Source organism: Streptomyces tateyamensis, assembly GCF_003205575.1.
In the GTDB taxonomy this organism is placed as follows: Bacteria; Actinomycetota; Actinomycetes; order Streptomycetales; family Streptomycetaceae; genus Kitasatospora; species Kitasatospora tateyamensis.
Genome location: NZ_PYBW01000100.1, coordinates 1 through 11,184 on the forward strand (window position 1 = coordinate 1; position 11,184 = coordinate 11,184).

Annotated in this window: 11 protein-coding genes and 1 pseudogene; 6 read left to right on the top strand and 6 right to left on the bottom strand. The window is 75.9% G+C overall.

Annotation, left to right across the window (positions count from 1 at the left end; genetic code table 11):
• A partial coding sequence (locus C7C46_RS25210) for a precorrin-8X methylmutase (RefSeq protein ID WP_181442510.1) occupies positions 1-149 on the top strand: 149 nt, incomplete at its 5' end.
• A complete protein-coding gene (locus C7C46_RS25215) occupies positions 146-1,678 on the top strand; it encodes a precorrin-2 C(20)-methyltransferase (protein WP_110672212.1) in 1,533 nt (510 codons plus the stop codon). The genes C7C46_RS25210 and C7C46_RS25215, both read left to right, overlap by 4 nt.
• A gap of 92 nt (positions 1,679-1,770) precedes the next feature.
• On the opposite strand, the gene C7C46_RS25220 is transcribed toward C7C46_RS25215, so the two are convergent.
• Both C7C46_RS25220 and C7C46_RS25225 read right to left on the bottom strand, forming a co-directional pair.
• Positions 1,771-2,706, bottom strand: a complete 936-nt coding sequence (locus C7C46_RS25220; protein ID WP_110672213.1) for an SDR family oxidoreductase — start codon at positions 2,704-2,706, stop codon at positions 1,771-1,773.
• 44 nt (positions 2,707-2,750) lie between these two features.
• Positions 2,751-3,488, bottom strand: a complete 738-nt coding sequence (locus tag C7C46_RS25225; RefSeq protein WP_245984865.1) for a cobalt-precorrin-6A reductase — start codon at positions 3,486-3,488, stop codon at positions 2,751-2,753.
• Positions 3,489-3,511: 23 nt separating this feature from the next.
• Between C7C46_RS25225 and C7C46_RS25230 the strand changes: the two genes are divergently transcribed.
• The gene (locus C7C46_RS25230) at positions 3,512-4,735 is read left to right on the top strand and encodes a cobalt-precorrin-5B (C(1))-methyltransferase (protein ID WP_110672215.1); all 1,224 of its coding nucleotides are present in this window, start codon (positions 3,512-3,514) and stop codon (positions 4,733-4,735) included.
• A gap of 12 nt (positions 4,736-4,747) precedes the next feature.
• Positions 4,748-5,395, top strand: a complete 648-nt coding sequence (locus tag C7C46_RS25235; RefSeq protein ID WP_110672216.1) for a PhzF family phenazine biosynthesis protein — start codon at positions 4,748-4,750, stop codon at positions 5,393-5,395.
• Between the two features lie 62 nt (positions 5,396-5,457).
• Here C7C46_RS25235 and cobM read toward each other — a convergent pair whose 3' ends face one another.
• The 3 genes from cobM to C7C46_RS25250 form a co-directional block, all read right to left on the bottom strand.
• Positions 5,458-6,210 carry a precorrin-4 C(11)-methyltransferase gene (gene cobM, locus C7C46_RS25240; RefSeq protein WP_110672217.1) on the bottom strand — a complete coding sequence of 251 codons (753 nt, stop codon included), beginning with the start codon at positions 6,208-6,210 and terminating at the stop codon, positions 5,458-5,460.
• A complete protein-coding gene (cbiE, locus tag C7C46_RS25245) occupies positions 6,207-7,490 on the bottom strand; it encodes a precorrin-6y C5,15-methyltransferase (decarboxylating) subunit CbiE (RefSeq protein WP_110672218.1) in 1,284 nt (427 codons plus the stop codon). The genes cobM and cbiE overlap by 4 nt, the downstream gene beginning before the upstream one ends.
• A gap of 73 nt (positions 7,491-7,563) precedes the next feature.
• A complete protein-coding gene (locus C7C46_RS25250) occupies positions 7,564-8,232 on the bottom strand; it encodes an MOSC domain-containing protein (protein ID WP_110672219.1) in 669 nt (222 codons plus the stop codon).
• Between the two features lie 215 nt (positions 8,233-8,447).
• Here C7C46_RS25250 and C7C46_RS25255 point away from each other — a divergent pair, with 215 nt between their 5' ends.
• Together C7C46_RS25255 and C7C46_RS25260 are read left to right on the top strand one after the other, a co-directional pair.
• Positions 8,448-9,380, top strand: a complete 933-nt coding sequence (locus C7C46_RS25255) for a DMT family transporter (RefSeq protein WP_245984867.1) — start codon at positions 8,448-8,450, stop codon at positions 9,378-9,380.
• An 87-nt stretch (positions 9,381-9,467) separates the two neighbouring features.
• Entirely contained in the window at positions 9,468-10,865 is a 1,398-nt protein-coding gene (locus tag C7C46_RS25260; RefSeq protein WP_110672220.1) for an FAD-dependent oxidoreductase, read from the top strand.
• A gap of 21 nt (positions 10,866-10,886) precedes the next feature.
• Here the strand turns inward: C7C46_RS25260 and C7C46_RS35265 are convergent.
• Positions 10,887-11,184, bottom strand: a pseudogene (locus C7C46_RS35265) (hypothetical protein); the annotation flags it as partial.

The following is an 11,184-nucleotide window of genomic DNA, read 5'->3' on the forward strand; positions in this document are numbered from 1 at the left end:
TGCCGGTCGGCTTCGTCGGCGCCGCCGAGTCCAAGCAGGCGCTGGCCGAGCACCCCTCGAGCCTGGAGCACCTGGTGGTGCGGGGGCGGCGCGGCGGCAGTGCGATCGCCGCGGCCGCGCTCAACGCGATCGCGAGTGAGATCGAATGAGCGGCGTCGACACACCCGCGTCGCCGTCGCCCGTCGCGCCGAAGACCGGCCGCCTCTACGGCATCGGGCTCGGCCCGGGTGACCCCGAGCTGCTCACCGTGAAGGCGGCCCGCCTGATCGGCAAGGTCGACGTCATCGCTTACCACAGCGCCCGGCACGGCCGCTCGATCGCCCGCTCCATCGCCGAGCGGTATCTGACGGGCAGCCAGATCGAGGAGAAGCTGGTCTACCCGATCACCGTGGAGACCACCGACCACCCCGGCGGCTACCGCGGCGCCCTGGAGGAGTTCTACGAGGAGGCCGCCGAGCGGCTGGCCGCCCACCTGGACGCGGGCCGCGACGTGGCGGTGCTGGCCGAGGGCGACCCGTTCTTCTACGGGTCCTACCAGCACATGCACAAGCGCCTGGCGCACCGCTACCCGACCGAGGTGGTGCCCGGCGTGACCTCGGTCAGCGCCGCCGCCGCCCGCGCGGGCGTGCCGCTCGTGGAGGCCGAGGAGGTGCTGACGGTCATTCCGGGCACGCTGCCCGAGGAGGAGTTGACGGCCCGGCTGGCCGCGGCCGACTCCGCCGTGGTGATGAAGCTCGGCCGCACCTTCCCGACCGTGCGCCGCGCGCTGGAGCGGGCCGGCCGGCTGGACGAGGCGCGGTACGTGGAGCGGGCCACCATGCCGGGCGAGCGGACCGGGCTGCTGGCCGAGGTGGACCCGTCGAGCGTCCCCTACTTCTCGGTCGCGCTGCTGCCCAGCCGCCTGCACCAGCCCAAGCCCGACCCCGAGCAGGGCGAGGTGGTGGTGGTCGGCACCGGTCCGGCGGGGCCGCTGTGGCTGACGGCGGAGGCGCGCGGCGCCCTGGCCAACGCCACCGACCTGGTGGGCTACACGACCTACCTGGACCGGGTGCCGGTGCGGGCCGGGCAACTGCGGCACGGCTCGGACAACAAGGTGGAGTCGGAGCGGGCCGAGTTCGCGCTCGACCTGGCCCGGCGCGGCCGGCGGGTCGCGGTGGTCTCCTCCGGCGACCCCGGCGTCTTCGCGATGGCCACCGCCGTCCTGGAGGTGGCGAGCGCCGACCCGTACCGCGAAGTGCCGGTGCGGATCCTGCCGGGGATGACCGCCGCGCACGCGGCCGCCTCCCGGGCCGGTGCGCCGCTGGGGCACGACTACGCGGTGGTCTCGCTCTCCGACCGGCTCAAGCCCTGGCCGGTGGTGGCCGAGCGGCTGCGCGCCGCGGCCGCCGCGGACCTGGTGCTGGCGCTCTACAACCCCGGCTCGCGCAGCCGGACCACCCAGGTGGGCCTGGCCCGTGACGTGCTGCTGGAGCACCGCGCGCCCAACACCCCGGTGGTCCTGGCGCGCGACGTGGGCGGCCCGACCGAGCGGGTGCGCACGGTGGCGCTGGGCGAGCTGGACCCGGCCGAGGTGGACATGCGGACGATCCTGCTGATCGGCTCCTCGCAGACCAGGTGGACCGTGCGGACCCCCGGGGACGAGACGGTCTGGACCCCGCGGCGGTACCCGGAGCAGTAGCACACCGTCAGCCGGCCCCCGGTCCCAGCTGGGACCGGGGGCCGGCTGACGGTGCACCAACGGCAAGGTGGCGCACCGGCTCTGACGTCGACTCAGGCCGGGAAGCCGACCCCCGTCAGCTGCTCGGAGACGGACCAGAGCCGGACCGCCGTCGACAGGTCCCGGGCCCGGCGCGGCAGTCGGGCGGTGGCCGGCATTCCGGTCAGCTCGAAGAGGCCGTCCGGACCGTAGTAACCCCCGTTCACCACCTGCTCGCTGGTGGCCGCGACCACGGTCGGCAGCGCGCCGCGGGCCGGGTCCTGGGCCACACCGGGCAGCTGCATCGCCCACCCGCCGAGGCTGATCCGCGGGGCCCGGCGGTCCAGCAGCGGGCCGTTGGTCATCAGGTTGGTGCGGCTGAAGCCCGGATGCGCGGCCAGGCTGAGCAACCCCCAGTCATGCCGGGCGCTGAGCCGGGCCAGCTCCTGGGCGAAGACCAGGTTGGCCAGCTTGGCCCGTCCGTAGGCGTCCCAGGGGTCGTAGTGGCGCTCGGCGTTGAGATTGGCCAGGTCGATCCGGCCGATCCGGGCGGCCAGGCTGGCGACGGTGACCACCCGGGGCCGGGTGGCGCTGCGCAGCAGCGGCAGCAGCCGGCCGGTGAGCGCGAAGTGGCCCAGGTGGTTGGTGCCGAACTGGAGCTCGAACCCGTCCTTGGTGGTGTGCCGGGTCGGCACCGCCATCACCCCGGCGTTGTTGACCAGCAGATCGACCGGCCGGCCGCGGTCCAGCAGCACGGCGGCGAACGAGGCCACCGAATCCAGGCTGGCCAGGTCCAGGGTGTGGGTCAGCACCCGCTGCGCCCCCGCCGCCGCGAGTTCGGCCACCGCCTGCTCGCCCTTGGCCCGGTCGCGGACCGCCAGCACCACCTCGGCGCCGGCCAGGGCCAGGCGCCGGGCGGTCTCGAAGCCGATCCCGCTGTTCGCACCGGTCACCACGGCCAGTCTGCAGTGCTGGTCCGGTACCGCGACGTCCTTGCTCCGTCTGGGCACTCGTCCGACTCCTCTCACCGGTTCATTCGGAGCAAGAAGTTACCTCAGTGCAGACCCAACTCACCTAGCACTTGGGCCACATCGGCCACCACGACGCCATGTGCAGGGGGCGCGGGACGGCGCACCACGACCACCGGCAGGCCGAGCTCGCGGGCCACCGCGAGCTTGGGGGCGGTGGCCGCGCCGCCGCTGTCCTTGGTGACCAGGACGTCGATCCGGTGTTCGGCGAAGACCGCCCGCTCGCCCGCCGGGGTGAACGGGCCGCGTGCCAGCAGCACGGTCAGCCGGGGCGGCAGCGGCGGGTCCGGCTGGTCGACCGAACGGGCCACCAGGTGGACGCCGGTGACGCCGGCGAACTCGGCCAGGCCCAGGCGCCCGGTGGTCAGCAGGGCCCGGGTCCCCAGGCTCGGCAGCACCGCCGCGGCGGCGGCCAGCGAGTCGACCTGGTGCCACCGGTCGCCCTCGACCGGGACCCAGCTGGGCCGACGCAGCGTGAGCAGGGGAACATGGACGGCAGCGGCCGCCTCGGCCGCGTTGCGGCTGATCACCTGGGCGAAGGGATGCGTGGCGTCGATGAGGGTGTGCACCTGCTGCTCGCGCAGCCAGGCCGCCAGGCCCGCCGGGCCGCCGAAGCCGCCCACCCGCACCTGCCCCGCCGGCAGCCGCGGCTCGGCCACCCGGCCGGCCAGCGAACTGGTCACCCGCACCGACGGCTGCTCGGCCAGCGCGGCCGCCAGCTGCCGGGCCTCGGTGGTGCCGCCGAGGATCAGGATGTGCCGCACGGGTTCCTCCAGTGGGGGTTCGAATGACTGAGAGTACGGGGAACACGGCCGGCCCCGGGAGTGCAGCCGGAAGCGCGGCCGGCCCCGGGAGTGCAGCCGGTACGGGGAGCGCAGCCGCTGGCGGCGGCCGGGCCGCCCAGCTGCGCTCCAGCGGACTGCGCCCGGGCTGGACCACCGGCGCCTGCGCCACGGCGGCCACCAAGGCGGCGTACACGGCGCTGCTCGGCGGCGAGTTCCCGGACCCGGTGGTGATCACCCTGCCGAAGGGCCAGCAGCCCGCCTTCGCGCTGGCCGGCGAGGAGCTGACGCCGGGTCCGGACGGTCCGGCGGCGATGGCGGCCGTGGTCAAGGACGCCGGGGACGACCCCGACGTGACCCACGGCGCCGTGGTCCGGGCCACCGTGCGGCCCGGCGCGCCGGGCACCGGCGTGGTCTTCCGGGCCGGGCCCGGGGTGGGCACGGTGACCAAGCCCGGCCTGCCGCTGGCGGTCGGCGAGCCGGCGATCAACCCGGTGCCGCGGCAGCTGATGTGCGAGGTGGTCGCCGAGGTGGCGGCCGCGCACGGGGCCAGCGGCGACGTGGAGATCGAGATCTCGATCGACAACGGCGCCGAGATCGCCCGGTCCACCTGGAACCCGCGGCTGGGCATCCTGGGCGGGCTCTCGGTGCTCGGCACCACCGGCGTCGTGGTGCCGTACTCCTGCTCGGCCTGGATCGACTCGATCCGCCGCGGGGTGGACGTGGCCCGCGCGGCCGGGCGCACCCACGTGGCGGGGTGCACGGGGTCCACCTCGGAGCGGGTGGCGGTGGCGGAGTACGGGCTGGCCGAGGACGCGCTGCTGGACATGGGCGACTTCGCGGGTGCGGTGCTCAAGTACCTGCGGCGGCACCCGGTGGACCGCCTGACCATCGCGGGCGGCTTCGCCAAGCTCTCCAAGCTGGCCGCCGGCCACCTCGACCTGCACTCGGCCCGCTCCCAGGTCGACAAGGGCTTCCTGGCCTCGCTGGCCCGGACCGCCGGCGCGGACGAGGAGCTGGTGGCCGCGGTGGCGGCGGCCAACACGGGCCTGCAGGCGGTCCAGCTCTGCCGCGCGGCCGGCGTGCCGCTGGGCGACGCGGTCGCCCGGGCGGCCCGCGAGACCGCGCTGGACGTGTTGCGCGAGGCGCCGGTGGCAGTGGACGTGATCTGCATCGACCGGGCCGGCACGGTGGTGGGCCGGTGCGAACCGCGGACGAACCGGGGCTGATTGGATGTCGGCATGACCCCTGACGTCACGTTCCTGCGCGTCTTCTGCGACCCGGACGGCGGGCACGGCAACGTGCTCGGTGTGGTGCGCGACGGCGGTGCGATCCCCGATCCGGGTGACCGGCAGGCGCTGGCCCGGGACCTGGGGCTGAGCGAGACCGTGTTCATCGACGATCCGGCGCGCGGCACGGTCGACATCTACACCACCAGCCGGCCGCTGCCGTTCGCCGGGTATCCGCTGGTCGGGGTGGGGTGGTTGCTGGGGGCGGCGCAACTGGAGCTCCCGGTGGGGCGGATCCCGGTGCGCCAGAACGGCGGGGTGACCTGGATCGGTGCCCGGGCCTCCTGGGTGCCGCCGCGGACGCTGCGCCAGTACGGCAGTGCCGAGCAGGTGGCGGCGCTGCCCGTGCCCGCACCCGGGAAGTGGGTGTACGCGTGGGCCTGGCAGGACGAGGCCGCCGGGCGGATCAGGGCCCGCGGCTTCCCCGGGCGCGGTGACGGCATCGAGGAGGACGAGGCGACCGGGGCCGCCGCCCTGCTGCTCGCCGCCCAACTGGGCCGGGCCGTCACCATCACCCAGGGCCGCGGCTCCCAACTGCTGGCCGCCCCGGGCCCGGACGGGACCACCGAGATCGGCGGGCGGGTCGGCTTCCACGCGTAGGAACGCGGTTCGTCTCCACGCGTGGGAACGCGGCCCGTCGCCACGCGTGGGAACGGTCCGCCCTACGGCTGCACCGAGCGGTCGCGGTCGCAGGAGTACAGGTGGCTGTCCTGGAACTGATCGGCCGCCAGGGTGCGCCCGACCATGATCACGGCGGTGCGGAGCACACCCGCGGCCTTCACCTGGTCCGCGATGTCCGCCAGGGTGCCGCGCAGCACCAGCTCGTCCGGCCGGCTGGCCAGCGCGACCACGGCCGCCGGGCAGTCGGCGCCGTAGTGCGGCAGCAGTTCCTCGACCACCCGGTCGACGTAACGGGCCGCCAGGTGCAGCACCAGCAGGGCGCGGCTGCGGCCCAGGGTGGCCAGGTCCTCGCCGGGCGGCATCGGGGTGGCCTGCTGGGCGATCCGGGTCAGGATCACGGTCTGCCCCACCGTCGGCACGGTCAGCTCGCGCCCCAGCGCCGCGGCGGCGGCCGCGAAGGCCGGCACGCCCGGCACCACCTGGTACGGCACGCCCGCCGCGTCGAGCCGGCGCATCTGCTCGGCCATCGCGCTGAACACCGAGGGGTCGCCGGAGTGCAGCCGGGCCACGTCCTGGCCGGCGGCGTGCGCGGCCACCAGCTCGGCGGTGATCTGGTCCAGGTTCAGCCGGGCGGTGTCCACCAGCTTCGCGCCGTCCGGGCAGAGTTCGAGCAGCTCGGCGGGCACCAGGCTGCCCGCGTACAGGCACACTCCGCACCGCTCCAGCAGCCGGGCGCCGCGCAGCGTGATCAGGTCGGCGGCCCCGGGGCCGGCACCGATGAAGTAGACGGTCACAGGGCTTCTCCTTGCTGGATGCGCTGGACGCGCTCGACAGGCGCCACGCGCTCCACTCGCTTCACCACCGACCACTGGGTGACCGGCATCGCCTGCCGCCACCCCGTGAAGCCGCCCACCGGGACGGCGTGCGCGACCGCGAGCTTGACCAGCTCGCCGCCGTGGCGCCGGAACCACTCGGTGAGCAGCGCCTCCGACTCCAGGGTCACCGCGTTGGCCACCAGCCGGCCGCCGTCGCCGAGCGCGGCCCAGCAGGCCTCCAGCAGCCCGGGCGCGGTCAGCCCGCCGCCGATGAACACCACGTCGGGGCAGGGCAGTTCGGTCAGCGCGGCGGGGGCGCGACCGGTCACCACGGTGAGTCGTGGCACGCCCAGCGCGCGGGCGTTGCGGACGATCCGCTCGGCCCGCACGGGGTCGCGCTCCACGCTGACGGCGCGACAGCTCGGGTGGGCCCGCAGCCACTCGACGGCGATGCTGCCGGAGCCGCCCCCGATGTCCCAGAGCAGTTCGCCGGGGGCCGGCGCCAGCGCGGCGAGGGTGGCCGCCCGGATGTGACGCTTCGTCAGCTGTCCGTCACTCTCGAAGAGCTGGTCGGGCAGACCGGGGGTCAGGTGCGGGCGCACGGTGTCCGCGGCGGCCAGGCAGTCCACGGCCACCAGGTTGAGCGGATCGCCGGGCGGGTGCGGCCACCGCTCGGCCGTCCCGGTCAACTCCCGCTCGCCGGCCGCGCCGAGCTGCTCCAGCACGCGCAACCGGCTCGGGCCGAAGCCGTGCTCGCGGAGCAATTCGGCCACCTGGGCGGGGGTGGCGGCGTCGGCGCTGAGCACCAGCAGGTGGCGACCGGGGTACAGGGCCTGGGCGAGGGTGGACCGGTCGCGGCCGACCAGGCTCACCACGGCGGTCTCCTCGACGGGCCAGCCGAGCCGGGCGCAGGCGAGCGAGACGGCGGACGGGTGCGGCAGCACGTCCAGCCGTTCCGCGCCCAACTCCTCGGCCAGGGTGCGCCCGATCCCGTAGAACATCGGGTCACCGCTGGCCAGCACGGCCACCCGGCGACCCGCGAGCCCGGCGAACAGCTGCTGGACCGCCGGGCGCAGCGGCGAGGGCCAGGCGATCCGCTCGCCGGCCACCTCGGCGGGCAGCAGGGCGAGCTGGCGCGGTCCGCCGACCACCGCCTCGGCCCGGCGCAGCGCCGCCCGGGAGCCCTCCGCGAGCCCGGGCCACCCGTCGGCCCCGATGCCCACCACGGACAGGCGCGGCAGCTCGGCGGTACCGGTCACGGGGGGCTCCTCGCAGGTCAGTACGGATGGTGGGCTGAGGCAGCCTACCGGTCGGTCACCTGCGCGGGGCCGGTCAGGGCCGCCGGGGACCGGCCAGCCGGGCAGTGATCTTTTCCACAGTGCGGGCCGGCAGCGCGTCCCGGGCGGCGAGCAGCTCGGGCAGCAGCTCGGGTTCGGTGGTCACCGCGCGGTAGAAGAGCGCGATGCTGACCTGGTGGTGGTCCGGGCGGTGCTCCACCGCTATCGGGTCCCCGGCCGCGATCGTGCCGCCCCGGACCACCCGCAGGTAGGGGCCGGGGCGGGCGGCCTCGGTGAACCGCCTGATCCAGCCGTCCCGGTCCAGCCAGCCCTGGAAGGTGCCGCACGGCACCCGGGGGCAGGACACCTCGAGCACCACCTGCTCGCCGATCCGCCACCGCTCGCCCACCAGCGCGCCGTTGACGTCCAGGCCGAGCGTGGTGAGGTTCTCGCCGAAGGTCCCGTTCGGCAGCTCGCGCCCGAGCTCGCCCTGCCAGACGTCCAGGTCCTCGCGGGCGTAGGCGTACACCGCCTGGTCGTCGCCGCCGTGGTGGGCGACGTCGAACACCCGGTCGCCGGCCAGGCCGACCGCCCCCGTGCCCTTCGGCCCCGGCGCGGCCACCGCCACCGGCCCGTCGACCGGGCGCTTGTCGATGCCGGTCGTGCCGGTGGGCTTCCACGGGTTGGGGCGGGGACGGCCGATGTTCACGGAGAGCAGTCGCATGTGAATGACCCTAAAGGGTGGTCGCCACCGGTTTCCGGCTTGTTAGGCTCGGCCCCATGCCGACCAGCGCAGTCCTCCCGCCGCCGGCCGCCTGAGCGGGCGGCTCGGCCACGCAGGCCTGACCCCGGGGTGAGTCCCCGGGGAATCCCGGCCTGTCCGGTTCCGCCCGCAGATGCGATCGCTCCGTCACTCGCGTCCTCGTCGGGAGAACCCCCTTGTCTGTCACACCTGTTGCCCTGCCACGCCCGCTGTCGGTCGGGCGCGCCCTGGTCTACCTGCTGCTCTCCGCCACCGCCTGGGGCACCGCCGGTGCCGCCGCCGCGCTGCTGTTCGGCCGCAGTGGGCTGGGTCCGGTGGCGCTCACCTTCTGGCGCTCGGTCGGCGGGGTGGCCGTCCTGCTGGTCGCCGCCCGCCTCGCCCCGGGCCGGCCGGGCCGGCTGCGTCCGCCGCGCCCGGCCCGCCTGCTGGTCAACGGCCTCGGGCTGACCCTGTTCCAGGTCGCCTACTTCGAGGCGGTGCACGGGACGGGGCTGGCCGTGGCCACCGTGGTCACGCTGGGCGCCGCACCCGTCCTGGTGGCGCTCGGCGCCCGGCTGCTGCTGCGCGAACAGCTCGGCGCGGCCGGGGTGCCGGCGGTGGCCGGCGCGGTCGTCGGGCTCGCCCTCCTGGTGCTGGGCGGGGCCGGCGGCGGCGGGCTGCGGGCCGGCGGGGTGGCCTGGGCGGTGGCCTCGGCGGCCGGGTACGCGGCCGTCACGCTCTACGGGCGCCGGCTCGGTGCCGGCGCCGAACCCTTCGCCAGCACCTTCTACTCGTTCCTGGTCTGCGCGGTGCTGATGCTGCCCTTCGCGCTGCTGGAGGGGCTCTGGCCCAGCCCGGTCGGACTCGGCCGCACCCTCGGTCTGCTGCTCTACATCGCCGCGGTGCCCACCGCGCTGGCCTACGGCCTGTACTTCGCGGGGGTGGCCGTGGTCCGGGCCACCACCGCCTCGGTGATCGCGCTGATCGAGCCGGTCAGCGCCGCGCTGATCGCGGTGCTGCTGCTCGGCGAGCAGCTGTCGGCGGTCGAACTGACCGGGATCGGCGTGCTGCTGGCCGCAGTGGCCGCGCTGGCACTGGCGGAGACCCGCGCGGCGGTGCGGCGGAGCTGACCGCCTGCGCGGGGCCGGCGGGCGGGCATGACAGGCTGGTGGACAAACGGTCCGGTGCGGGCTGGACAGACCCCAGGGGGAGTGCAGATGACGGAACGTCTGGTGGTGGTCGGCGGCGACGCGGCCGGGATGACGGCGGCCTCGCAGGCCCGGCGCCGGCTCGACGCGCAGCAGTTGCGGATCACGGTCTTCGAGCGCGGTGCCTTCACCTCCTACTCCGCCTGCGGGATCCCGTACTGGACCGGCGGCGTGGTGGCCGAGCGGGACCAGCTCATCGCCCGCACCCCGGAGCAGCACCGGGCCCGCGGGATGGACCTGCACACCGCGACCGAGGTGGTCGAGCTGGACCTGATGGGCCGCCGGGTGCGCACCCGCGACCGGCAGAGCGGCGCGCAGCAGTGGACCGAGTACGACCACCTGGTGCTCGCCACCGGCGCCGAGCCGGTGCGGCCGGCGCTGCCCGGCTTCGACGCGCCCGGGGTGCACACCGTGCACACCCTGCCGGACGGCCAGGCGCTGCGCGACGCGCTGGCCCGTACCGGCCCGGGTCCGGACCCGCGCGCCGTGGTGGTGGGCGGCGGGTACATCGGGATCGAGATGGTCGAGGCGTTGCTGCTGCGCGGCTACCGGGTCACCCTGGTGCACCGCACGCCCGAGCCGATGCCGGGCCTGGACCCGGAGTTGGGCGAGCTGGTCCGGCGCGGGCTGGAGAAGCTGGGCGTGGAGGTGGTGCCGGGGGCGGAGGCGGTCGAGGTGCTCACCGGGCCCGACGGGCGGGCCCGGGGCGTGCGCAGCACGGTCGGCGAGCACCCGGGCGAGCTGGTGGTGCTCGGGCTCGGGGTGCGCCCGCGCACGGAGCTGGCGCGGGCGGCCGGCCTGGCGCTGGGAGTGCACGGGGGGCTGCGCACGGACGAGCGGATGCGGGTGCTGGACGCCTCCGGTGCCCGGGTGCCCGGGGTCTGGGCGGGCGGCGACTGCGTGGAGGTGCGGCACCTGCTCTCCGGGCAGCACCAGCACGTGGCCCTGGGGACCCACGCGAACAAGCACGGCCTGGTGATCGGGGCCAACCTGGCGGGGGAGGCGCTGGCCTTCCCGGGCGTGGTGGGCACCGCGGTCACCAAGGTCGGTGACCTGGAGATCGCCCGCACCGGCCTGAACGAGCGCGAGGCCGCCGCCGCGGGCCTGTCCTGGGTCGCGGCCCGCGCCGAGTCCACCACCCGGGCCGGCTACTACCCGGGCACCGCGCCCGTCACCGTCAAGCTGCTGGCCGAACCCGGCACCGGCCGGCTGCTCGGCGCCCAACTGGTCGGCGGCCCGGGCGCCGCCAAGCGCGTCGACGCCGTGGCGGTCGCCCTGGGCGCACGGCTGACGGTCACTCAGCTCCTCTTCCAGGACCTCGGCTACGCACCCCCGTTCTCGCCCGTCTGGGACCCGGTGCTGGCCGCGGCCCGAGCCCTGCTCGGCAGGCTCGGACCGCTCGGCTGAGGAGCGCCTGCGGGCCGGTGGTCAGGGCCGGTGCAGGCGGACGGTGAACAGGGCCGGGTTCTGGTTGGGGTCGCCCGGGACGAAGGTGCTGCCGTCGCCGCCGAGGAGCAGGGTGCGGCCGGCCCCGTCGACCGCCGGGCCGGTGCCGCCGGCGCCGGCCGCGGCGGGGAGTTCGAGGATCCGCTCGGTGCGGCCGGTGCGCAGGTCGCGGCGGTAGTAGGCGTAGCTGCCGGGGGTGCCCCCGGGCAGCAGGTTGGCGGCGCCGGAGCTGAAGAAGGCGTAGCGGTCGTCGGCGCTCAGCCCGGCCAGCGAGGCGTCC